Below are 22,062 nucleotides of genomic sequence, written 5' to 3' on the forward strand. Positions count from 1 at the left end.
TCAGCTTTCGTCGAGCAGCCGTTCCAGTTCGTCGACCAGTTCGCCGAAGAGCTTGATGGTTCGCTCAACCGGCTCCGGGCTGGTCATGTCGACACCGGCCTGTTTGAGGACTTCGACCGGATACTCCGATGAGCCGGTGGCAAGAAACTGCATGTACTTGTCCAGGACCCCGGGCTTTTCCTCCAGGATGCTCTGCGAGATCATCTGGGCGGCCGCGTAGCTCGTCGCATACTGGTAGACGTAGTACAGGCGGTAGAAGTGGTACAACTTGAGGCACCCCATGTCGTTGTTCTCGCCGATCACGAGGTCGGGACCCTCGTACTTCTGGAAAATGTCCCGGTAGGTTTTGCGAAAGTAGTCCACCGAAACGGCATCGCCGCTTTCAATCCGCTCGTGTATGACGTTCTCGAACTCGGAAAACATCACCTGTGTGAAGAACGTACCCTCAATCTGGTTGATGTAGTAATCCAGGAGGGCGATTTTCTCCTGTTTGTCCCTGGCGTTGGCGATGAGGTACTTCATCAGCACCGCGTCGTTGCACGTCGAGGCGACTTCGGCGGTGAACATCGAATGTCCGTGGTACACGTACGGTTCGGTTCGATTGGTGTAGTAGCTGTGAACGGCGTGACCCATCTCATGGGCCAGGGCGAATATATCATCGAGGGCGCCCGTGAAATTCAGGAGGATGTACGGGTGGGACGTGTACGTTCCCCAACTGTACGCTCCCGATCCCTTTCCTTCAGTCTCGTACCAGTCGACCCACCCGGAGTTGAGGCCGTGTTCCAGGTCGCGGACGTACTGCTCGCCCATCGGCTTGAGTCCGTTGAGAATGATGTCCCGGGCTTCCTCGTAGGTGTACTCTCGTTCGAACTCGGGAACCAGGCGGACCGAGAGGTCGTACGTATACAGCGTGTCGTACCCGAGGATCCGCTTGCGCAGGCTCACCCATTTATGCAGCGGGGCCAGGTTGGCGTTGACGGTCTTGATCAGGTTGTGGAATACGGACACGGGAATGTTGTTGTTGTCCAGTGACATATCAAGGCACGTATTGTATCCGTGGGCTTTTGTAAAGAACAGGTCCTTATCGAGCGACGCCCCCAGGGTGGCGGAAAGCGTGTTGGCGTACTTCATCCATGACTGCTGTGCGGTGTCGTTGGCCTGTCTGCGAAGCTCGCGGTCCGGCTCCCTGAGGAGCTTGTAGTAGCGTCCCCTGGTCAGTTCGATGACGTTGCCCTCGCCGTCGATGACCTTTCCCAGCGTATGGTCGGCGTTGTCGATCATGTTGAAAATTTTTAGCGGCGAGCCGGCCAGGGGCCCGCTCAGCGCGAGGATGGCTTCTTCTTCAGCAGATAGAATGTGTTCCTTAAGCCGCATCTGATCTTCCAGGTAGAACCGGTACGACTCGAGTTCCGGGTTTTGCTGCAGGAACGACTCCAGTTTGGCCTTGTCCAGGGTGAGAATCTCCGGTTCCACGAATGACCTGGCTTCCTCGAACCGGGAATCCATGGCCGAGGCCCGGCCGCCCAGTTCCTGGAACTCGCTTTGCCGGTTGTCCTCGTCCAGTTTCAGGTACGCGTACACGTACAGGTTCGAGATTACGGACGAGAGGCTGTCCGACAACTTAAGGCAGCCCAGAAGCATGTCCGGAGAATCGCCCAGATGACCCTTGTACTGCTCGAAACTCCCGATACGGGACTCGAGCAACGCGTAATCCGCCTCCCAGGCCTCCAGGTTGTCGTACATGTCCTCGACCCGCCACTTGTACTGGTCGTCAATGTCGGATCGCTGCGGCACCGCGCCGGACTGGGCGGCGGCGCTGCCGGCCAGCACCCAGCCAAAGGCCAGGGCCGCAAAAGTGATCATAACCACGGCTGTCACTTGTCTTTGCTTCATGGTGTCTCCCGAGTTACCATATGTTCAGGCTCCTGTTCCCGGTGCGATATCCCGCTGTTGCGGGGCGCCTTGACGGTAGCTAATATACGCCACCTGCTTGGAATTGTTAAATTAAATCTGCGGAGGGCGGAATATGGTAACTTTTGGGACCTCGGTAAGACTTCATGACACGGATGCCGCCGGCCTTCTTTTTTTCGGGCATCAGTTCACGATCGCCCACGACGCATACGAGACGTTCATGGAGCAGATCGGCTGCGGTTTCGCCCGGATCATTCGGGAAGAAGATTTCCTCCTGCCGATTGTGCACGCCGAGGCGGATTACCGGGCCGAGCTGTTTGTGGGTGACCGGCTGACCGTCCGGCTGACGGTTGAAGATGTCGGTGACACGTCGTTCACGCTTGCCTACGATTTGCTGGGCGACGACGGCAAATCTGCCGGCACCGTGAGAACGGTGCACGTGTGCATGGACAAGGCGGGGCGGAAGAAAAAACCGTTGCCTGACGGTCTCCGCCGGGCGCTAACGGCTCACCTGTAGCCGTTTCGGGCGGCCAGCTTCTGCGCCAGGTCGGCGAAGTACCGGCGTCGAGCCTTCAGGCCGGACGACTCGAATTCTTCGGGCCAGGGATAGATCGAGTCCGGGATTTTGAAACGGGGGAGACGCTCGCTGAGGATATGTGTCAGGGCCCGTCGGCCCGCTGGCTCCGGGCGATTGTCCGCCATCCGCACGAACGCGACCGGTCGCGCGCCGAATTCCTGATCGGGGATACCGACCACGATAGCGTCCTGCACGCCGTCGACCGCCATCATAGCCTGCTCTATTTCCTCCGGGTGGATGTTTTCACCTCCGGATATGAACATGTTATCGATGCGACCGTGGATTTCAAGGTAGCCGTCGGTATCGGTCCGGCCCACGTCGCCCGTGGCGAACCAGCCGTCCGGGTCGAACGGGCGGATGATTCGAGAGCGATCGACATATCCCGCGAACAGTGTTTTTCCCCTGACCAATATCTCTCCGCGCTCCGACATCTTCAGATCGCGGTACTCAAGGACCCTGCCGCAGGTCGCGAGCTTTTCCGGAGGATCGTCGCACTGTGTCGTTGTCACCTGCGAGGCCATCTCGGTAAGTCCGTAGCTTGTGAGCACGGGCAGGCCGGATGCCAGCGCATCGTCGATTACCTGCCTCGGGGCGGGGGCGCCGCCGAGCAGGAGGGCCTTCAATTGCAGCGAAGCCTCTCGAAGTTTCTTGCTCTGCCGCGTGAGGCGGTATAGTTGGGTCGGGACCAGCGACAGATGCGTGGCAGCAGTGTTCTCAATGGACTGAGCCAGGTCGTCCCCCGGAGAGGGGATAACCACGGCGCCGCCGCCGAGCAGGACCCGAAAGAGAATGGCCAGCCCGCCCACGTGGTACAGGGGTAACGAGAGAAGCCAGCGGTCGCCCGGGTTGACCGGGATGTTAGCGTTTGAGCCCAGGGCGCTGAAATAGTGATTGCCAAGGCTGTGCAGGACCGCCTTGGGCGGCGCCGAACTGCCCGAGGTAAAGATGATCGTGGCGTCCTGCTCGAGCGTCACGCGGCCAGCCGGCCGGGCCACCCGGACAGGACGTTGCAGCAGGGCCGGCTGGATCTGTCGCGTCGTTGTCGGCACAGCCCGGCCCGCATCTTCGGCAAGGGTCACGACGTATGAGCAGTCAGTGCGTTCGATCAGCTCTCGTGCGGCCGCATTCGGGAGTCGAGCAGGCACCGGACACGCCACGCCACCGGCTTCAATCACGGCCATCAACGATACGACGTACTCAAGCGAATTATCCCCGAGCAGGGCGACGCGCTGCGACGGCTGCATGCCGAGTGCGGTCAGATTGGAGGCGGCACGGCAGACCAGTTCGGAGTACTCGCCGTAGCTTACGGCACGCTCAGCGCTGACCAGGGCGGGAAGGTCATGATATTCCCGGGCTGCACGAGCCGTCAGCGATTTAAAATCACTCATCGGTAATCTCGCGAAGACATTGCGGGTCCGGTCCGACGGCGCCGTCGGGTTCCTGGGGAAGCATCATCCGGCCGGCCGCCACCCGCATGGGGGGTTGCAGCAGGTCCCGGGCAAACCAGCGCGTGGTATCCAGGCCGACCGGGGTGTCGTCATCGTCGAGGGCCGCCGCCAGGTGCGCCAGCACGCGCATGCCGAGGGAGGTTTCGTACGATGAACTGACGACCGGTTTGACGGCAAGACGCTTTGCCTCAACCGCGAAGCGCATGGTTTTTTCGACGCCGCCGAGGATTGTCGGTTTCAGCACTACTGCGGCCGCCTGGAGTCCGCCCAGCTTTTCGGGAGTGATCCCGGCCAGAGTCTCGTCCAGTGCTACTTCGAGGTTTGAGCGCCGGGCAAACATCTGGGTTTCATCGTCGGTGCGGCACGGTTCTTCAAGGTACTCAATGTCACATCCGGTCAATCCCTCGGCGAAAGATATTGCTTCGGCCAGGGACCAGGCGCGGTTGGCATCCAGCCGGACGCGCATGCTGTCCTTTACCAGATCGCAAATGCGCCTGACCAGCGCGATTTCGGTTTCCATCCGGTCATGTCCGACCTTGAGTTTGACCGCCCGGTAGCCGCTTTGCCTGATCTCGGTGACTGCGCGGATGACTTCTTCGGGCGAGCCTGAGACCAGGGCGTTCACGGGCACTGCCTGGTGCCGTGCCGCACCCAGCAGTACGTGAAGCGGCGTCTGCCGCTCGACGGACAGCAGGTCAAGAACCGCCGCCTCAACGCCGAAGCGTGCGGACGGCCAGAGCGCGTATTCCCTGAGCCATTCCTCGAAACTGCCGGCCATCTGCTCGATATCAGGCGGCAAAGTCCGGCCTTGGAGCCTGCTTCTCAGTTCTGCCAGTTGACCCCTGACCTCGTCCAGCGTTTCCCGGCTGAAACCAGGCAGCGGAGAGGCTTCTCCCCAGCCGACCAAACCGCGCTCGCTCGTAAGCCGGATCACGCATCCCTCCCGGTGCGACAGGGTTCTGTCCCGAAGTTTGAGCGGTGCCGTGAGGGGTAGTCGGAAGGTGAAGAGACGGACGGTCCTGATGGTCACAGCAGCCATCCGATCGTAAAGAGAATCGCGTACACGAAAAGGAGTCTTCCCGTGGCGGCCAGAACGTTGTTCAGGACGGGACCGGTGGCATTGACCAGAACAAGCTTTGCCGAAGGAAGAGCGAGCGGCAGGACGAGAAGAGGCAAAAGCGGCCAGGGCATCACCGCCCGTCCCGATGCAAGCACGGCCGGAATCAGGCAGGCGAAGAGAATGGCGAGGACATATTCAAGACGTGCGAACGTGGGTCCAAACCGCACGGCGAGCGTGCGCTTGCCGGAGAGCCGGTCACTGTCGATATCACGGAGATTGTTCACCGTCAGGACCGCGACCGAAAACAGGCCCGGTGCGAGACCGGCCAGAATGACTGGCCAGGTCAGATGCAGCGTCTGGACGTAGTACGTTCCGCCCACGGCCACCGGCCCGAAGAAGACAAGCACGAAGAGGTCGGCAAGACCGGTGTATCCGAGCGGCAGCGGTCCGGCCGTGTACAGGAGGCCGCAGGCGATTGAAATCAAACCTATTGCCACGATCGGCCAGCCGCCGCGATATACAAGGTATGCGCCGGCGAGCACAGCCAGCAGAAAGACAAGAGCGGTGGCCCGCTTCATGACCGACGGGGATACCAGTCCGGCCTGGGTGACTCTAAGGGGGCCTAATCGGTCGGGTCGGTCCGTGCCCTTGGCGTAATCAAAGTAGTCGTTGGCGAGGTTGGTGCCTATCTGGATCATGACGGCCCCGAGCAAGGCGGCAAGCGCCGACGGCAGATGCAACCCGCCGTCCGCGTACGCCATGGCGGTGCCGATGATGACCGGCGAGACGGTCAACCAGAGCGTTTTTGGACGGCTGGCCCTGATCCAGACGTTCAGTCGTGACGGCTGCACGGGCATGGCTTTCCTCACGGGCGGCGCGGGAATTTCGAAAAATCGGGCGGGCGTTTCTCGTTGAAGGCGTTGCGGCCCTCCTGGCCTTCTTCAGACATGTAAAACAGCATGGTGGTGTTTCCGGCCAGTTCCTGCAGGCCCGCCTGGCCATCGCAGTCAGCGTTCAGGGCCGCCTTCAGGCAGCGAATCGCCATCGGTGAGTTAGCCAGAATTTCCCGGCACCATCCGACTGTCTCCTCTTCGAGTTTGTCCAGCGGGACGACGGCATTGACCAGCCCCATTTCCAGCGCCTGTTGAGCGTCATACTGACGGCAGAGGAACCATATCTCACGCGCTTTTTTCTGACCGACCACGCGCGCCAGGTAGCTCGAACCGTAACCGCCGTCGAACGAGCCGACGCGCGGTCCGGTCTGCCCGAAGACGGCGTTATCGGCGGCGATAGTCAGGTCACATATCAGGTGCAGCACGTGGCCGCCGCCGATGGCGTAGCCGGCTACCATCGCGATTACCGGTTTCGGGCATGTGCGTATCTGTCGCTGGAGGTCGAGCACGTTGAGCCGGTGGGTTCCGGACTCGTCCTTGTAGCCGGCCTCGCCGCGTATGCTCTGATCACCGCCGGAACAAAAGGCTTTGGGGCCCTCCCCGGTCAGGATAATCACTCCAATCGCAGCATCTTCACGGGCGTTTTCGAACGCCTCGGACATCTCCTTTACCGTCAGGGGCCTGAACGCATTGCGCACCGCCGGCCGGTTGATCGTGATCTTAGCGATGCCGTCGGCCTTGTGGTATTTGATATCCGTAAAGTTTCCGGCCGCAAGCCAGTTGATGGTGGTCATGGTAACCTCGTCCTTTTACCGGTGGGACCGGACCTCAGTCCCCCGTACTTTTCAGGAAGTCCCTCACTTCACGTATGAATGCCGCCGGTTTCTCGACGTGAACGTTGTGCCCGGCGCCGGGTATGATACGAGATTGCGCGGCAGGGCACAAGTGGGCCATCTCCTCAGCCAGTGCCGAGAACTTTCGATCCTTGCCGCCGGCCAGCAGCAGCAGGGGTGTGCTGCACGCCGATAACCGCTCCCACAGCGAGGGCTGCCTGCCGGTCCCCATCGAGCGAAGCGAGGTAGCCAGCAACACGGGGTCATTCTGCCGCCGCAGTTTGAGCAGGTCGGCACGCCGATCCGGGTAGTCTTCAAGGGTTTTGAACATAGGCTGGCTGTACCAGTGCTCCAGGAAGGCGTCGAGGCCGTCTCGTTCGAGTCTGTCGGCAAGAGAGTTATCGTTGCGTATGCGCTTCTTTCGTTCGGATGCAGTCTTAAGGCCGGGCGAGGATGATTCCAGCACCACGCGGCGGCAGCGATCCGGGCAGGTCAGGGCAAGGTACAGACCGAGGCGGCCGCCCATGGAGTATCCGATGACGTTGACGCTTCCGAGATGGAGGCTGTCAAGCAGGCGCAGGAGAGCGCCCGCGCAGTTCTCCATGGTGAAGTCGTGGCCGGAAGGCCGCGACCTGTTCAACCCGTGACCCGGCAGGTCTGTTACCAGGGGGCGAAAATCATCGCTCAAGGCGTCGGCGACCGGCTGCCAGTCGGCCCGGCTTCCCAGAAAGCCGTGAAGAAACAGTACGACCGGCCGGGAGCTGTCGTTCCCCATCAGAACAAAGGGAAAGGTGTCGACCACGGCATAATCCCTCAAGCGAGGGCTTTGGCGATCTGTTCACGGATACGTTTATGTGTTTCGATTGATTCCTGCCGGTCGGTCATGACTTCGATGAGCCGGGATGCGCCGTCCTCCTGCGCGCCGCGACAGGCTTCGGTAAACGATTGCGCCGAGTCCGGCCGCTCGTACGGTACGTCGTACATCGCCGCGGCCTTTTCAAAGGTGCGGCCGTGCGGCGCCACGAAGAACTCCTCGAAAACGTCAGCATGCTCAGCCACCGGGAGCAGGTCAAACAGCCCTCCGCCGTTGTTGTTAAGTACGATAACCGTGACCGGAGAAGGAGCGGCCCCGAGTAAGGCCAGTGAGTTCAGATCGTGCAGGAGTGCAAGGTCTCCGATCAGGAGCGTGGTCGGCCTGCCGGTGCCCGCGGCAAAGCCGGCGGCACAAGCCACGGTGCCGTCAATTCCGCTCGCTCCGCGGTTGGCCGCGATCGGCACAGAAGCGCCGACAGCGGCATACATATCCATCAGGCGGATCGGCATGCTGTTGGCAAGGAACAGGGCACTGCCGGAACCGAGTTGCCGGCTGATCATGCGCGCCACCGATGGTTCGGTCAGCCGGGGATTCTCATCAAGCTCGTTTTCGACAACCGTCGAGATCGCCAAATCAGTTCGGCTGATCCGGCCCTGCCAGTCTTTGTCCGTTCGGCCGGATGCGGCTGTTGCCAGGGCTTCGCAGAAGGCGTCAATGTCGCACTCGATCCTGCGGGAAACGCGGTGTGCGGGGTCGTAGCGGAAGGGGTGATTGTCGACCAGCACGTACTCCGATGAAGACAGGTCTTCAACATACCGCAGCAGTCTCTTTGACACCATGCGGCCGCCAATCTGCAATACCACCTCAGGACCGAGCATCCGCGCACGGCTCTCTGATCGGAGCAGGAGGTCGTAATGCCGAAGTGCCTGCTTCCCGAAATCTGTCAGTCGCAGTCCCGACCTGATGTCTGGAAGCGTGGGCCATCGCAGCTTCTGTGACAGGCGAGCAACTGCTTCCTGCTCCCGGCTGTTTCGGAGGGACCCGACCAACAGCAGGCCGCGGGCGGTACGGCCGATCGTCTCAGCCAGAGCGGTGACAGCCCCCGAGTCGGGCATTTCCGTCGGGCCCGAATAATCCGAAAACGGCCGCCGGGATTTGTCCCACCGGGCGATGGCAGCCGGTGCATTCCCGGTGCGGCATGCGTCCGGTGATGGTATAAGCGGCTCTCTGAACATGCAGTTCAGGTGCACCGGTCCCGCCGGTGAGCGTCGGGCGCGATAGACCGCCTGATCGATAGTCGTCAGCCAGAAGGCCGGGTCCAGCCTGTCATCCGGGCACGGGAGGTCCGCCTGCCAGCGGACGTAGGGCTGAAACATCTTTGCCTGGTCAATGGTCTGGTTGGCCCCGGTGTCGCGAAGTTCCGGAGGGCGGTCAGCCGTCAGGACGATCATTGGTATCATGTCCAAGGAGGCTTCGATGACGGCGGGCAGGAAGTTCGCGGCCGCCGTACCGGAGGTGCAGATGAGCACGGCCGGTTCCAATCCGGCGCGGGCGTGGCCGAGCGCAAAAAAGCCCGCGCCACGCTCGTCATAGTGTACACAGGCGCGAGCCCGGGTGTTACGCGCCGCCGCAACGGTCAAGGGTGCGCAGCGCATCCCGGGCGCCAGACAGAACTGCGTGACGCCGCACCGGACCAGTTCGTCGATCATGAGCGATGCCGCGAAAGCATTGGCGTTGGCGTTATCCGACTTCATCAGAGGCAATCACTTTCATGAAAGCATCGATCTTGGCTTCGAGTTCATCCCATTCGCTCTCGGCGGTGGACCCCTGAACGATGCCGGCCCCACTGTAAAGCACGAGTCGATTTCGGACGACCAGCCCGGAGCGGATGGCCACTGCGAACTCCGCCTCGTCCGGGCCGATCCAGCCGATGGGGGCCGCGTACCAGCCCCGGTCAAACGGTTCCAGCCGGGCGATCTCCTGTTGCGCGACGGTGGTCGGAAAACCTCCCACCGCCGGTGTGGGATGCAGGACGTTCAGCACGTCACGGTCGGTCACCTCGCTGCGCAGAACACCCTGGAAGCCGGAAAGCAGGTGCTGGACGTGCGCGAGCCTGCGCACGGAAATCTCGTCCTTCGTAACGCTCAGGCAGACCTTCTCGAGGGCGTCCCTGATCGCATCGGCTACGAAGCGGTGCTCGCGCTGTTCCTTGTCTGAACCCATGAGTTCCCCGGCCAGGGCATCGTCCTGGACACGCGATTCACCGCGCCGTCGAGTCGCGGCAAGGGCTTCGCTGACGATATCGCGGCCGGACCGGCGGTAAAGCAGTTCCGGAGAGGCACCGATGAACGCCGTTTCCAGAGCCGGTTGCATTCCGAAAAGGAAGCAGTCTGCAGTCGCCTCTCGCAGACGGCGCAGCAGCGCCCAGCAATCGGGCGGAGACTCGAATGAAAAGGTCGATCTTCGGGCCAGCACCAGTTTTTCCAGTCGGCCCCGGGAAAACGAATCGAGCACTCGCCGGACACTCTTTTCCCAGCCCGACCATTCCGGGACATCGGCTCGCCAAAGGGGCGAAGTGGGACGGGCCGAGGGTGCCGAACCCGGAAACGCCATCCGGCGCAATTGAGTGACGATCTGTTCTTCCGCGGCATCGTCGCGCCCCGAGGCGACGATGTTGCACGCGAGTCGGCTCTGAGCGGATTGTGTAATCAGCTCGAAGCGTGGCAACACGAACCAGCCAGCCTCGTAGGGAGCCCAGTCCGGATCCACCTTATCGCGGGCCGGGCCGAACCGCATGGCACCGAAATAGCGGCTGTTGCGGCTGCCTGCCGGTATGGTCTGCCGGATGTGGTTGATGGCTTCGGCCGTTCCATTCGGGCTTTGGACGCGGAGGTCTTCGGCTGCACCAACGCCCGCCGTTTCAACGCGGCCGTCCCGATCACGCCAGTAGACCTTCCGGGCGTCAGGCTGGGCGGCCAGCCAGGACAGGGCATCGGTGCTCTCGATTTCAGCCTCAACGCGCAGGAGCCCGCCATCCGGAGCTACCTGGCGGCATGCGCGTGCTATTTCTTCGGCCAGTCGGTCAACGGCCTCGTCGGACCGTGCCGCGCCCCTGAATCTGACCCGGTACCTCACGACTTGTCTCCCCGATAGACGGAAACGATACCGGCCGTGAGTGGTTCTGCTGCCACGTTAGAGAAGCCGGCTCTTTGCATCAGTGCGCAGAACTGCTCTCCGTGAGGAAAAGTCTCGATGGTTTCGTTGAGATATCGGTAGGCGTGCGGATGACCTGCGATAATGCGACCCAGTCCCGGAAGTACGTGCCGGAGATAGAACAGATACACCGAACGGACGATCCGATTGGCCGGCAGTGAGAACTCCAGGATCAACGCGCGCCCGCCTTTTCTGAGGACTCGGAGCATCTCGTGCAGGGCGTGCTCGACATCGGAGACGTTCCTGATGCCGAAGGAAATCGTCACGCAGTCGAAGGAATTGTCTTCAAAGGGGATGTCCTCGGCGTCGCCCGTCCGGACCGAGAGGTGTTCGGTCAGCCCGCGGGCCTCGATCTTAGTTCGGCCGATTGCGAGCATGTTCTGAGCGAGGTCCAGACCAACACCTGAGGTCACCCGGCCGGAATCATACAAAGCCAGGAGCTGATCGGCGGTGCCGGTGGCCAGGTCCAGCGCTTGCAGACAGCCGGTTTCTCCAAGCATTTCGGCCACGTGCCGCCGCCAGGCTACGTCCCGGTAAGCGGAGAGAAAATGGTTCAGAAAGTCGTACCGGTGCGCGATGCGGTCAAACATCACCCAGACCCGACGCCGTGAAGGAGCCTCAGGTGGTGTGGATGTGGTCTCCATGCGAAATTGTCGCGAGCGAGGCATTGCTTTTTCCCCAGGCGTCTTGGCCACAGTTTTCCTGCGTAGCGAAGGCTGCCCTGCCGAATATAACGGATTGGCCTGGGGATACAAGCGTCTTGGGGTGCCTAAGCGGCGCGGGACGGTGCACCGACGAAAAAACCCCTCCGGTGGGTCCGGAAGGGTCATGTCAGGTCATGCCGTGACGTCTGCTCAGGCGTAAATCTCCTTTTCGTTGCATTCGCACACCCCGGTATTGACTGAACGGAACTTCCAGGCCCCGCTCTGGCTCTTAACCGCCTTGACGTGTCTGACGTACTTGACTTCCTTCTTGCATACCGGACAGAGATGGTGCTCCGTCTTTCTATGTAACTTATCAGCAAACGTCTGTTTCTTGGCCATTTGAGAAGACCTCCTCTATTTCAAGTTCCTCATCGGCTTCCTTGAGTGCGGTCAATTCCCGTTGCACTGCAAGGAGCAATCGAGTCGACTCCCGTAGCAGGGCGAATTCCCGATCCTGCTGATAACCGGGCGCCGCCTTTGCGAACAGGTCAGCGGCAGTGCGGTAGTCCTTTCGTTTGAGAGCCTGCAGGGCCAGCCGGTACGCCTTTTCCGACGGGTTAGACATGAGAGCCGCCCCCTCGGAACAGGCTTTCAGCTTCTCTGAGCCGCTTAACGTAGGGTTCAACCTTGTAACTGCTCTGCTTCAGGTAATATATGATCAGCGCGGACAAAAGCAAGGCCTCTCTGCTGCCCTGCAGGCTGGCCGCCTTAAGGGCATCATCGAGCGCGCTGAGCAGGTGCTGCTTTCGTCCGGAGATATCGGCGAACAGCCGGGAAATCCGGTCCAGCACGTGACCAAACGGCGCGATAGTATCGCCCTCGGCCGCCGCGTGAGCAGCCTCCGGCCCGCGCTTCAGGACAAGTTTCTGCCTGCCTACGCCTGCGTGCTCACTCCATCGCGTGATTTCACCCGCAATCTTTTCCGTTGCGGGCGAGGATTGGGGGAAAGCGTGGATCTGTCGCTGGATCTGCGCAAGCATATCGGTGACCTGATCATGCACTGCGGGCTGGAGATCGTCGCGATCGAGCCAATCCCTGTGTTCGGCAAACCAGTTGCCGATTTCATCGGTCAGGTCTTCGCCCCCGACGAACCGCCTGGTGATGCCGTCCAGCCGATTGAGCCCCTCGGACAACCGGATGCGATCGTGACTCAAAGCGACCGCCTGCTCAAGAAAGGAAGCCAGAAGCGATTCCAGAGACTTCAGTGTATCGACGTGACTCACTCTGCTTCTCCCACAACGGTCCTGGTGATGGTGCGCGGTGCCGTGCGGTCAGACCGCTTCTGGGTAAGGTAGGCGTCAAACAGCCCGGACAGGCGATTGACCATTTTATCGAGGTCTCCGGACGGAGATTCCTCTTTCTTCTCGATCTGCGTGAGGAGACCGGCCAGCTTCAGCTGAGCCAGCCTCTTGAGCGTATCCTCGCGGCTGATTCCGCTCCGCTCGCAGATCTGATTGACGGTCCGGCGGCCGTCCGTAAGGGCCATGACGTTCCACTCGTCGGCGTGGAGGGTCACAGCGCGGGCCCGGCCGCCCTGGGACGCGGAGATGACGTAGACGGCCTCGAAATCCGGCAGCGTCTCGCGAATCAGGTTCCATTCGTCCAGGCGGCGCAACCCCTCGAGTATCACGTTCTCAACGGACAGGCGCACCGTGACTTCCTCGTCCGTCGGAAACTGGTCCTCGTAGAACTTGAAGGAGCCGTTCTGCCAGGAGAGCAGTGAGTAGAGCAGCTCTTCCACCTGCTTCCTGACGACGGTCTCCAGGTCGGCCCGGTCGATGAATCCCCGGTTGACGAGAATTTCGCCGAGGCGCTTGGTGTTTTCCGTTTTGGCCTGAATGTTTACGGCCTCGTCGAGCTGTTCGGCTGTAAGCAGACCGCGTTCCCTCAGGGCCTGGCCCAGGTGAAAAGTCTGGCGCGGACCGTAGCCATAGACGACCTCTCCCTTGTCAAAGTACATCATGACAATGGAGTCGTCCTTTTGAATGCCCAACGTACCCGACTTACGGCTGGCCGCAATCAACTGAAGGATTTCCGGTAGCGTAAACTTCTCGATATTGCCTTGAAGGTCCAGATCCATGATCATTCCTGCCGGCTTATAGAAAATTCGATAATTGGTCAACTCGTATGTTCAGTGAACTCGGCCCCTGCGTCGGTCAAACTCGTACTTCCTGAAACCTGCTTCCTGGCAAGAGGTTATCCGGGCTTTGGTCGTTGAGCAAACATACGCCATACCTATTGAGAAAGTCAATACTGAACTTGTCTCAGAGGTTTTTTGTTCGGGCAGACTGCGCGGCGACCTGACTGACGCCGGTCCTCGCAGACGGAGTTTTTGGTCGAGAAATGCGGAATGGATTGCTATACTCCGGCAGCCGTAACAACCGGTGGACAACAACTGATCGACAGATGAAAACGCAGATCCGTATCGACAAAATACGCGTAACGGTGGGGAAGTACCGGATAAAGATCAGCACCCTGGACGAGCCGCTGACGTTTACGCGCGAGATTGTCGAAAAGTACGGCCTGAAAGAAGGCACTGTAATCACCGTCCCGCAGCTTGAGCAGCTCAAGAGCGAGGCAGAGTGGTCGGCCTGTGATTGTGAGGTGGCCCGGTTGCTGGCGTTGCGCGAGCACTCGGTCGGTGAGATCAAGGTCAAGCTCACCCGCAAGCGGTTTGACCGAGAGCTTATCGAGCGCATCGTTGAAAGGTACCGGCGGAAGGGGCTGCTGGATGATGCGCACTTTGCATGGACGGTCGCGCGGAGCGTCCTGGAACGGCGCCCCGCCGGGCGTTCGTACCTGGTCGCTTACCTGCGGCGCAAGCGGATTGAGCGCGTTCTGGCGGAACGGACGGTTGACATGATGCTGGCGGGACGGGACGATGCAGACCTGGCGGCCGAGGCGCTGAGAAGGCGGTGGTCCCACTTCAGCCAGTTTGACCTTGAAACGGCCCGTCGGAAGGCGTATAATTATCTCTCCCGTCGGGGCATAGGCTACGAGGCCTCCAAGGCGGCGTTTGAATTACTGTGCAAGGCGCAAGAAGAAGGTAGTGACGATTAGAACCGCAGACGTCAGACAGTCGTTTATCGAATACTTCCGGACAAGAGATCACAAACTGGTAGAGTCCTCGCCGGTGGTTCCGTTCGATGATCCCACCATCCTGTTTGCCAACGCCGGCATGAACCAGTTCAAGGACGTGTTTACCGGAAGGCAGAAGGCTCGGTTCAAGCGGGCCGTCTCCGTGCAGAAGTGCATTCGTGCCGGGGGCAAACACAACGACCTGGACAACGTCGGTTTCACCGCCAGGCACCACACCTTCTTTGAAATGCTCGGCAATTTCTCTTTCGGCGACTACTTCAAGGAAGATGCCATAGCCTACGCCTGGGAGTGGGTGACCAGGGACCTCGGCTTGCCCAAAGACAGGCTTTACGCGACCGTATACGAGGAGGATGACGAGGCCTTTGCGTTGTGGGAACGGATCGCCCCAGAGTTGAAAAGCGGCCGCGTAATGCGCTTCGGCAAGAAGGACAACTACTGGTCGATGGGCGACGTCGGTCCGTGCGGACCGTGCTCCGAAGTTCACTTTGATCGCGGTGAGCGCTTCGGCACGGGACCCAACGATGTCATCAACGGCGAAACCGAGCGCTTCGTGGAACTCTGGAACCTGGTCTTCATGCAGTACGACCAGGCGCCCGACGGAACTCTGGTTGACCTGCCCAGGCCGTCGGTCGACACCGGGGCCGGGCTGGAACGGATTGCCGCCGTCGTCCAGGACGCGGACAGCAACTACGGCATTGACATTTTCCGGCACCTGATCGAAGCCATATCCGATATCACCGGCTCGGCCTACGCCGAGCACGTGGCCTCGCACCACGTCATCGCCGACCACATCCGTGCCCTGGCCTTCTCCATAGCCGACGGGGCCGGCATTTCAAACGAAGGGCGCGGCTACGTCCTGCGCCGCATCCTCCGCCGAGCCGCCCGGCACGGCCGCAATCTCGGCGCCCATGAACCGTTCATTTACCGGCTCGTGCCGGTGCTGGTCGACGAGATGGGCGAGGCCTATCCCGAGCTGCGGCAGAAACAGGATCACCTGATGAACGTGATCAGGACCGAGGAGGAATCATTCAACCGTACGCTCGAGACGGGCCTTGATCTGTTTGGCGGGATTGCGAAGAAAGTCACGGCCGGCGGCGGGACCGTGGTTGACGGGCGTGACGTCTTCCGCCTGTACGACACCTACGGTTTTCCGTACGACCTGACGGAAATACTCGCGGCCGAGCAGGGACTGACGCTCGATCAGGCACGTTTTGACGACGCCATGCGGGAGCAGCAGGAACGATCCCGCGCCCTGGGCAGGTTTGAGTCGCAGTCGTACGTGATTCTGGACCGCCTCGAGAAAGAAAAGCTCGACATCAAGGCCACCGCTTTCGTGCGAGGTTCGCTGTCCAGTCCCGCCGTTGTGAGGAAAGTCTACCGATCGGTCGGGGAGGCAGCCGACAGCACAGAGGTCCCTCACGTTTTTCTGATTCTCGACAGAACGCCGTTTTATGCCGAGGCCGGCGGTCAGATCAGTGATGCGGGCATCATTCGCGCCGACGGCGCCGAGCTTACGGTGGAATCAATCATCCTCTACCGGGATCTGTACGTCCACGAGGGGGTGGTGACGCACGGTTCCCCCGAGGACTTTCGAGAGGGCGCAGAAGTAACGGCCGAGGTGGACCTGGAACGCCGGTGGGATATCCAGCGGAACCACACGGCCACGCACCTGGCGCACGCCGCGCTGCGAAAGGTTCTCGGCGATCACGTCAGGCAATCCGGTTCTTATGTCGGCCCGGACCGTCTGCGTTTCGACTTTTCGCACCACCAGCCGTTGACGGCAGCGGAGACAGCCGAGGTCGAGCGGATTGTCAACGATACGATCCTGCGGGGGCACGACGTGTGCACCGAGGAGATGGACGTTGAAAGCGCACGAAAAAGCGGCGCCATGGCCCTGTTCGGTGAGAAATACGGCGAACGGGTGCGCGTCGTGCAGGTGCCCGGATTTTCCCGGGAGCTGTGCGGAGGCACGCACGTACAGAATGTCAGTCAGATCGGACCGTTCTTTGTCGCGCAGGAAACGGGCGTAGCCTCGGGCGTACGTCGTCTCGAGGCCATAACCGGTCGCCAGGCGCAGGTCTACATGCTTGAGGCCAAGAGATTCCGCAGCGAGGTAGGTCTGCTGGTCGGCCGTCCCGAATCGGAGGCCCTGATGGGCGTTGAGCAGCTTAAAGAGACGAACGCGGCACTGCAAAAAGAGTTGAAGAAGACCAAAGCGGCGATGTTTTCCGGAGAAGGTAATTCCGTGGGCAGGCAGACGATGATCGGTGCGGTGCAATTCGTGACGCACGATTTCGGCGCGACCGACCGGGATACCATGGGCGCCTGGATTGACAGGCAGAAGGCCGACCATCGGCCCGTCGTCGCGGTCGGGCTCGGGGAGATCGAAGGGAAACTGACCGTCATAGCGGCGGCGAGCGGCGCGGCCGTGAAGGATCATAAACTGCACGTGGGCAACCTGGCCGGAAAGGTTCTGCCCGCGTTCGGCGGGCGTGGCGGCGGGAAACCGTCCTTTGCCCAGGGAGGGGTGGCTCCTGAAACAACCCCGGATGAGCTGTTCAAGGCCGTCGAGGCTTATCTGACCGATGCCACGGGGGGAACAAGTGGGTAAGGTCTACGATTCTCTCCTGGTGGCCAGGGAAAGACGCGGAGGATGTTTCTTCGTGCTTATAGATCCGGAGCGGATGGGGGAGGAGAAATGCCGGGCCCTGTGCGAGGCGGCCGCCGACTGCGGTGTGGACGCGATTCTTGTCGGCACGTCGTTCATGCTTGGCTCGCGTTTCGAGGACGCCGTTCGGCTGGTCAAGACGGCGACGTCGCTTCCGGTGATCATTTTCCCCGGCTCCTTCACGCAGGTCACGGCGGCGGCCGACGCCGTCCTGTTCACGTCACTGCTGTCGGGGCGCAACCCGCAGTACCTTATCGGCGAGCAGGTGAGAGCCGCACCGTTGGTGAAGCAGGCCGGGATTGAGGTTATTCCGACCGGTTACATGCTGATCGAGTCAGGGCCGCTTACGTCCGTCCAGTTTATCTCCGGGACGATGCCGATTCCTCGAAACAAACCGGACATAGCCTGCGCTCACGCCCTGGCGGCACAGTATCTGGGCATGAAAATCGTCTACCTGGAGGCCGGGTCCGGCGCCCGGCAGACCGTCCCGGTGGAAATGGTTCGCGCGGTCTCGTCGTACGTTGATATCCCCGTCATGGTCGGCGGGGGATTGCAGTCGGCTGAAGACTGTGCGGCCAGAGTAGAAGCCGGGGCCTCCAACATCGTCATGGGAACGCGGTTCGAGCGCGATGAGAGTTACAGTTGCCTTCGCGAGCTGGCCGCGGCCAGCCATCCCAGGGAGTTAATCGGCGTATGAAACAGGAAGATAAGCTGCTTCACCTCATACAACTGGCTAAGGAGACATCAGTACTGCGTCAAGCGGTCGTCGAGCAACTTGGCAGCAGCCTGGTGGACACGGCGAACCTGATCTCCGGCGTGATCGGGGCGGGCGGCAAGCTGCTACTGGCCGGCAACGGCGGGTCGGCGGCCCAGGCCTCGCATTTCGCGGCCGAACTGGTCGTGCGCCTGACCGCCGAGCGCAACCGTCAGGCCCTGCCGGCCGTGGCCCTGTGCGTTGACCCTTCCGTCATGACCGCCTCGGGCAACGATTTCGGTTTCGAACACGTGTTTTCCCGGCAGGTCGAAGGCCTGGGCAACAGGGGAGACATGCTGATCATCCTGTCTACCTCCGGTAATTCACGGAATCTCGTGAAGGCGGCACGGACCGCCCGTGAAAAGGGGCTCATCACGGTGGCGCTGCTCGGGGGCACGGGCGGAAAACTCGGCGGCATGGTGGAGCGCTCCCTGGTGGTACCGCACGCCGCAACTCAGCGCGTACAGGAGGAACACCAGTTCATCATCCACGTCCTCGTGGAGCTGGTGGAAGAGGATCTCTGTGCATGAGGTTACGCGTCTCACGGTATCTTCGCCCGGTTCTCCTGTTCCTGTTCGCTGTCTTCGCTTTCTTCTCGGCCTCTTCCATTGCGGTGGCGCAATCGGCGTTTGGCCTTGCGCTGATCTGTTTCGTCATCCTGGCGATCTCCGAGCGACATAACCCGTTTGTCGGACCGCTTCGCTGGTTTTACCTGCTGGTCGGCATCTATGTGGCCTGGCTTTTTCTTTCGGCTGCGTTCAGCGACACCCCGCTGCAGTCGATGCTGAACCTCAGGGAAGAATGGCTCTTTCTCATCATCCCCGTGGGCATCTATATGTTTCAGGATGAACGCCGCGGTGACCGGTTGATACTTGTCCTTATGGCCGGCGTGACGCTTGCTTCTCTGAACGGAATCGTGCAGCGATTCACGGGCGTGGACTGGATTCTCGGACGGCAGCTTCATACGGTGGGAGAGGATTTTCGATCCTGCGGGTTTTTCTCGTATCCGCTGACGTACGGGAACTACATGGCCACGGCGGCGCTCTTTTGCCTGGGGTATGCGCTTTCGTCCTTTGGCCGGTCACGCGGCTGGCGACGGGCTTTCCTGGTGACAGTCGCCCTGCTGGCGTTGCTGGCCACGGCGCTGGCTAACAGCCGGGGTCCGATCCTGGCCCTGGGAGTCGGTCTGCTCGTGTTCGGCGTCGTGCTGCACAAGGCGCGCTATGCCCTGGTCACGCTGCTGGTGGCCGTCATGGTCTGGGTGGCGGCGTCACCGGACATCGCGGCGCAGTTTCGGGAACGTCTGCGCACCGATGTGCAGCTGGAGAACGTGGGCGGGCGGCTGTTCATCTGGAACAATTCCCTCAAAATTATTCGCGACCACCCGGTGACCGGGATCGGGCGCGGCAATTTTGAATTGGAATACGCGCGTCTTCTCCCCGATGACATCAGTGACGACTACAAACTGACCCATGCCCATTGTGACGTGCTTGACATTGCAGCGACGGCCGGTATTCCCGGCACGGCGTTTTACATCGCGCTGTGGTGTTTCACGATGGTATTTCTCTGGCGAGGGATTCGCTCAAAGCGCCTTTCGGAACGATATCGCGGCTTCTGCCTGGCCGCGTTCCTGGCCTCGGCGGCGTTTTTCGTAACCTCGCTGACCGAGGCTACGTTTGCGGACGAAGAGGTTCGGCAGTTGCTGATGTTCACCTGGGCTGCCGGGTTGTCCGGCCGGTATGAAGGTCGGGCGGAGTGCGATCTGTGACCAGGACGGATGACATCGGCGTGTTTCTCGACAGGGCGCCGGCTGTTTTTTTTGCGCTTTTCCTGTTTTGTTCGGCCTTCTCCATCGTGCTATCCCAGGTTGCCCTGGGCTTGGCGCTGGGGGCATTCGTGGTCATCGCCCTGCAGAAGCGGTATCAGCCCTTCGTGGGTTGGCTGGGCTACTTCTGGGCGGCGGCCGCCCTGTGGGCAGGCTGGTTATGCATCTCCTCGATATTGGGCCCCGCGCCGTTGCGATCGCTGCTCATGTGCCGCCAGGAGTGGCTGTTCTCGGTGGTCGTGATAGGAGTCTTTCTGTTTCGGCGAGCCCGTCACGGACCGATGCTCATGGTCAGTCTTGCGGCCGGAGTCATTCTGATATCACTGTATGGCCTGATCCAGTTCTTTACCGGCGTGACCTGGTTCTCATCCTGCCCGCCGGTGCCGGCTCCCGTGTTTGGCTACAGGTTGACCGGCACCTTTGCCGGCAATGTAACGTTCGGAAACTACTTCGCGGTGGCCTCAGCCGGGCTGCTCGGTTACGCCATGTCCTCCGGTGTTCGCGATTCGCGCCTGCATTGGAGGGTTGTCCTGGCTGCGGGCATCATGGGCGGTCTGGTGACGATCCTGAGTTTCAGCAGGAGCGCCATCGCCGCTCTCGTGGGCAGCGTTGTGATCATGCTTGCCGTTATCGGACATCGACGCTGGAAGCTGTCGGTAGCGGTTGTCATCATCCTGCTGGCCTCTCTCGTGTTCATTCCCGGAGTGGGGGACAGGTTTGTGGGTCACTTCAGCCGGGATTTCGGCGGAAGGTTTGAAGGCGGACGAGTCTTCATCTGGAAGACGTCGCTGAAAGTGATTGCGGAAAACCCCTTGACCGGAGTGGGGGCGTCCAACTTTCAGGAGGCCTACGCCGGTCACCTGCGACCGGACGTCAGTCCTATACGCCGGATCACGCACGCTCACAACGACTTTCTTCACGCCGCCGCCATCGCCGGACTGCCCGGTTCCCTGGCTTTCACCCTGCTCTGGCTGGCCGCCCTGGGTTATCTGAGTGTCGGGTACGTACGCTGTCGGCGTCACGGCCCGGCGGAACGGCTTCCGTATCTGGCCGCGGCGCTGGGAGCGTCACTCTGTTTTCTCGGAACGTCCATGTACCACGGCACTTTTGCCGACGAGGAGGTTCGCCAGCTGCTGATGTTCTTCTGGGGGGGTGGACTGGCGGCGTTTTGCTATGGACGGCGTGCCGCGCCTCCCGTCGGGTCCTGACAAACGCCTTGACAAATGGAGAAACAGCCGTTATCTCGGCTTTGTCTATGGCAGCTAAGAAGAAAGAAACACCAGCCGGCTCGGATCGGACCTTCGAGTGGCCCTTCGGCAAGAAGAACTATGTTCTGTTTGTGGTGGCCATGGTGATAATCATCGCCGGGTTCATCGCTCTGGGCCAGGGGTCGATCACGCTGGCACCCATTCTGCTCGTGCTTGGCTACGGTCTGGTTCCCTTTGCCATCATGGCCAAGGGAAAACGGGAAGAAAGGGAGCCGCAAGCCGGCGATTCTCCGGTCGAGTGAGGGCGCCGGCGGCCGGCGGCTGAACGCAGGAGTCGGGCACGGACGTGCCGGCGGACTTGACCGGGACCGCTCATCGGGCCGCGAGGGAGGTTCGGGCGGGACGGTGTGCCGGTTCGGCCGAAGCGTTATTGGCTTGATATTTCAAAGTTCTTGGGTATATTATCGGTCGCCGTCCGGCCGAGCCAGTTGACGCCGACGAGTATGCCTTGCGGGCGGTTAGCTCAGTTGGTTAGAGCACCTGCTTTACACGCAGGGGGTCACTGGTTCGAATCCAGTACCGCCCAGGTTTTGGGTGGCCTGTTCGGGGCCGGCGGTCGGTCCGGCTTTCAGAGAGAGGCCGGATTGTCGATACAGTAGAAAGTAGCGACGGGGTTGTAGTTCAGTTGGTTAGAACGCCTGCCTGTCACGCAGGAGGCCGCGAGTTCGAGTCTCGTCAACCCCGCCATTGAAGTTTGGCCTGCCTTTTGGCAGGTTTTTTTATTGATAGCTAATCCATAAATACATAGAACATAAATATGAAATAGGCAGGAGCGCAGAGCGACTCCCCTACTCAGGCTAATAAGGATGTAGACAGATTGCTCGAAGTAACATCGTTGAAAGAAGAACATCTTGATGACGTGCCCCCGGTTGTTGTACCACTTCCTAAGTTAGTCCTATCATAACATTTTTGTCAAGCTGGTTGGGTGGTTGAATCGCTTCGGGAGCCGGCGGACGATACCTGAGCGAACTGTGCGGACGCCTGGTGTTGTAGTG

General features: G+C 60.8%; 21 protein-coding genes, 2 tRNA genes and 1 pseudogene. 10 read left to right on the forward strand and 14 right to left on the reverse strand.

Translation table 11 applies throughout. The annotated features are described in order from the left end of the window. Nucleotides 1–1,893 carry an oligoendopeptidase F gene (gene pepF, locus VMY05_02970; protein ID HUV30044.1) on the reverse strand — a complete coding sequence of 631 codons (1,893 nt, stop codon included), beginning with the start codon at nucleotides 1,891–1,893 and terminating at the stop codon, nucleotides 1–3. Nucleotides 1,894–2,026: 133 nt separating this feature from the next. Between pepF and VMY05_02975 the strand changes: the two genes are divergently transcribed. Beyond that, nucleotides 2,027–2,428: a thioesterase family protein gene (locus VMY05_02975; GenBank protein HUV30045.1), complete on the forward strand. Its 402-nt coding sequence runs from the start codon at nucleotides 2,027–2,029 to the stop codon at nucleotides 2,426–2,428. Here the strand turns inward: VMY05_02975 and menE are convergent. From menE to VMY05_03035, 12 genes are read right to left on the reverse strand one after another with little or no spacing between them, the layout of a single operon-like run. Further along, nucleotides 2,419–3,876, reverse strand: coding sequence for an o-succinylbenzoate--CoA ligase (menE, locus tag VMY05_02980; GenBank protein HUV30046.1), 1,458 nt, complete (start codon nucleotides 3,874–3,876; stop codon nucleotides 2,419–2,421). The genes VMY05_02975 and menE overlap by 10 nt on opposite strands. Then, on the reverse strand, nucleotides 3,869–4,975 hold the full coding sequence (menC, locus tag VMY05_02985; GenBank protein HUV30047.1) for an o-succinylbenzoate synthase: 1,107 nt from the start codon (nucleotides 4,973–4,975) through the stop codon (nucleotides 3,869–3,871). Before menC ends, menE begins: the two co-directional genes overlap by 8 nt. After that, nucleotides 4,963–5,853 carry a 1,4-dihydroxy-2-naphthoate polyprenyltransferase gene (locus VMY05_02990; protein HUV30048.1) on the reverse strand — a complete coding sequence of 297 codons (891 nt, stop codon included), beginning with the start codon at nucleotides 5,851–5,853 and terminating at the stop codon, nucleotides 4,963–4,965. Before VMY05_02990 ends, menC begins: the two co-directional genes overlap by 13 nt. Before the next feature lie 8 nt (nucleotides 5,854–5,861). Further along, nucleotides 5,862–6,683, reverse strand: coding sequence for a 1,4-dihydroxy-2-naphthoyl-CoA synthase (menB, locus tag VMY05_02995; protein HUV30049.1), 822 nt, complete (start codon nucleotides 6,681–6,683; stop codon nucleotides 5,862–5,864). A 34-nt stretch (nucleotides 6,684–6,717) separates the two neighbouring features. Beyond that, nucleotides 6,718–7,524, reverse strand: a complete 807-nt coding sequence (menH, locus tag VMY05_03000; GenBank protein HUV30050.1) for a 2-succinyl-6-hydroxy-2,4-cyclohexadiene-1-carboxylate synthase — start codon at nucleotides 7,522–7,524, stop codon at nucleotides 6,718–6,720. Nucleotides 7,525–7,535: 11 nt separating this feature from the next. Further along, nucleotides 7,536–9,290, reverse strand: coding sequence for a 2-succinyl-5-enolpyruvyl-6-hydroxy-3-cyclohexene-1-carboxylic-acid synthase (gene menD / locus VMY05_03005; GenBank protein HUV30051.1), 1,755 nt, complete (start codon nucleotides 9,288–9,290; stop codon nucleotides 7,536–7,538). Continuing rightward, nucleotides 9,277–10,671, reverse strand: a complete 1,395-nt coding sequence (locus VMY05_03010; protein HUV30052.1) for an isochorismate synthase — start codon at nucleotides 10,669–10,671, stop codon at nucleotides 9,277–9,279. The genes menD and VMY05_03010 overlap by 14 nt, the downstream gene beginning before the upstream one ends. Further along, a complete protein-coding gene (gene ubiE, locus VMY05_03015; GenBank protein ID HUV30053.1) occupies nucleotides 10,668–11,579 on the reverse strand; it encodes a bifunctional demethylmenaquinone methyltransferase/2-methoxy-6-polyprenyl-1,4-benzoquinol methylase UbiE in 912 nt (303 codons plus the stop codon). Before ubiE ends, VMY05_03010 begins: the two co-directional genes overlap by 4 nt. Nucleotides 11,580–11,603: 24 nt before the next feature. Continuing rightward, the gene (locus VMY05_03020) at nucleotides 11,604–11,792 is read right to left on the reverse strand and encodes a hypothetical protein (protein ID HUV30054.1); all 189 of its coding nucleotides are present in this window, start codon (nucleotides 11,790–11,792) and stop codon (nucleotides 11,604–11,606) included. Beyond that, entirely contained in the window at nucleotides 11,767–12,018 is a 252-nt protein-coding gene (locus tag VMY05_03025) for a hypothetical protein (GenBank protein HUV30055.1), read from the reverse strand. Before VMY05_03025 ends, VMY05_03020 begins: the two co-directional genes overlap by 26 nt. Beyond that, nucleotides 12,011–12,676: a hypothetical protein gene (locus VMY05_03030; GenBank protein HUV30056.1), complete on the reverse strand. Its 666-nt coding sequence runs from the start codon at nucleotides 12,674–12,676 to the stop codon at nucleotides 12,011–12,013. Before VMY05_03030 ends, VMY05_03025 begins: the two co-directional genes overlap by 8 nt. Then, the gene (locus VMY05_03035; protein ID HUV30057.1) at nucleotides 12,673–13,533 is read right to left on the reverse strand and encodes a DUF4388 domain-containing protein; all 861 of its coding nucleotides are present in this window, start codon (nucleotides 13,531–13,533) and stop codon (nucleotides 12,673–12,675) included. The genes VMY05_03030 and VMY05_03035 overlap by 4 nt, the downstream gene beginning before the upstream one ends. A 326-nt stretch (nucleotides 13,534–13,859) precedes the next feature. On the opposite strand from VMY05_03035, the gene VMY05_03040 reads away from it, so the two are divergent. The 9 genes from VMY05_03040 (at nucleotide 13,860) to VMY05_03080 (ending at nucleotide 21,754) form a co-directional block, all read left to right on the forward strand. After that, on the forward strand, nucleotides 13,860–14,513 hold the full coding sequence (locus VMY05_03040; protein HUV30058.1) for a regulatory protein RecX: 654 nt from the start codon (nucleotides 13,860–13,862) through the stop codon (nucleotides 14,511–14,513). Further along, on the forward strand, nucleotides 14,503–17,163 hold the full coding sequence (alaS, locus tag VMY05_03045) for an alanine--tRNA ligase (GenBank protein ID HUV30059.1): 2,661 nt from the start codon (nucleotides 14,503–14,505) through the stop codon (nucleotides 17,161–17,163). Before VMY05_03040 ends, alaS begins: the two co-directional genes overlap by 11 nt. Then, a complete protein-coding gene (locus VMY05_03050; GenBank protein HUV30060.1) occupies nucleotides 17,156–17,917 on the forward strand; it encodes a geranylgeranylglyceryl/heptaprenylglyceryl phosphate synthase in 762 nt (253 codons plus the stop codon). The genes alaS and VMY05_03050 overlap by 8 nt, the downstream gene beginning before the upstream one ends. Then, nucleotides 17,914–18,504, forward strand: coding sequence for an SIS domain-containing protein (locus VMY05_03055; protein HUV30061.1), 591 nt, complete (start codon nucleotides 17,914–17,916; stop codon nucleotides 18,502–18,504). The genes VMY05_03050 and VMY05_03055 overlap by 4 nt, the downstream gene beginning before the upstream one ends. After that, nucleotides 18,501–19,742 (forward strand): O-antigen ligase family protein, encoded by a 1,242-nt coding sequence (locus VMY05_03060; protein ID HUV30062.1) that lies wholly within the window; start codon nucleotides 18,501–18,503, stop codon nucleotides 19,740–19,742. The genes VMY05_03055 and VMY05_03060 overlap by 4 nt, the downstream gene beginning before the upstream one ends. Further along, nucleotides 19,739–21,007 (forward strand): O-antigen ligase family protein, encoded by a 1,269-nt coding sequence (locus VMY05_03065; protein HUV30063.1) that lies wholly within the window; start codon nucleotides 19,739–19,741, stop codon nucleotides 21,005–21,007. The genes VMY05_03060 and VMY05_03065 overlap by 4 nt, the downstream gene beginning before the upstream one ends. A 47-nt stretch (nucleotides 21,008–21,054) precedes the next feature. Further along, on the forward strand, nucleotides 21,055–21,309 hold the full coding sequence (locus VMY05_03070) for a hypothetical protein (GenBank protein ID HUV30064.1): 255 nt from the start codon (nucleotides 21,055–21,057) through the stop codon (nucleotides 21,307–21,309). Between the two features lie 210 nt (nucleotides 21,310–21,519). Next, nucleotides 21,520–21,593, forward strand: a tRNA-Val gene (locus VMY05_03075). A gap of 84 nt (nucleotides 21,594–21,677) precedes the next feature. After that, nucleotides 21,678–21,754: transfer RNA gene (locus tag VMY05_03080), tRNA-Asp, on the forward strand. A gap of 236 nt (nucleotides 21,755–21,990) precedes the next feature. Here VMY05_03080 and VMY05_03085 read toward each other — a convergent pair. Then, nucleotides 21,991–22,062 (reverse strand): annotated as a pseudogene (locus VMY05_03085) (integrase catalytic subunit).

The organism is Acidobacteriota bacterium, from assembly GCA_035529075.1.
Classification (GTDB): domain Bacteria; phylum Zixibacteria; class MSB-5A5; order GN15; family FEB-12; genus DATKXK01.

Excerpts from the sequence above, each read along its gene's own strand:
- pepF (HUV30044.1), bottom strand. The coding sequence starts at position 1,893 with ATGAAGCAAAGACAAGTGACAGCCGTGGTTATGATCACTTTTGCGGCC.
- VMY05_02975 (HUV30045.1), top strand. The coding sequence starts at position 2,027 with ATGGTAACTTTTGGGACCTCGGTAAGACTTCATGACACGGATGCCGCC.
- menE (HUV30046.1), bottom strand. The coding sequence starts at position 3,876 with ATGAGTGATTTTAAATCGCTGACGGCTCGTGCAGCCCGGGAATATCAT.
- menC (HUV30047.1), bottom strand. The coding sequence starts at position 4,975 with ATGGCTGCTGTGACCATCAGGACCGTCCGTCTCTTCACCTTCCGACTA.
- VMY05_02990 (HUV30048.1), bottom strand. The coding sequence starts at position 5,853 with ATGCCCGTGCAGCCGTCACGACTGAACGTCTGGATCAGGGCCAGCCGT.
- menB (HUV30049.1), bottom strand. The coding sequence starts at position 6,683 with ATGACCACCATCAACTGGCTTGCGGCCGGAAACTTTACGGATATCAAA.
- menD (HUV30051.1), bottom strand. The coding sequence starts at position 9,290 with ATGAAGTCGGATAACGCCAACGCCAATGCTTTCGCGGCATCGCTCATG.
- ubiE (HUV30053.1), bottom strand. The coding sequence starts at position 11,579 with ATGACCCTTCCGGACCCACCGGAGGGGTTTTTTCGTCGGTGCACCGTC.
- VMY05_03020 (HUV30054.1), bottom strand. The coding sequence starts at position 11,792 with ATGGCCAAGAAACAGACGTTTGCTGATAAGTTACATAGAAAGACGGAG.
- VMY05_03025 (HUV30055.1), bottom strand. The coding sequence starts at position 12,018 with ATGTCTAACCCGTCGGAAAAGGCGTACCGGCTGGCCCTGCAGGCTCTC.
- VMY05_03035 (HUV30057.1), bottom strand. The coding sequence starts at position 13,533 with ATGGATCTGGACCTTCAAGGCAATATCGAGAAGTTTACGCTACCGGAA.
- VMY05_03040 (HUV30058.1), top strand. The coding sequence starts at position 13,860 with ATGAAAACGCAGATCCGTATCGACAAAATACGCGTAACGGTGGGGAAG.
- VMY05_03055 (HUV30061.1), top strand. The coding sequence starts at position 17,914 with ATGAAACAGGAAGATAAGCTGCTTCACCTCATACAACTGGCTAAGGAG.
- VMY05_03060 (HUV30062.1), top strand. The coding sequence starts at position 18,501 with ATGAGGTTACGCGTCTCACGGTATCTTCGCCCGGTTCTCCTGTTCCTG.
- VMY05_03070 (HUV30064.1), top strand. The coding sequence starts at position 21,055 with ATGGCAGCTAAGAAGAAAGAAACACCAGCCGGCTCGGATCGGACCTTC.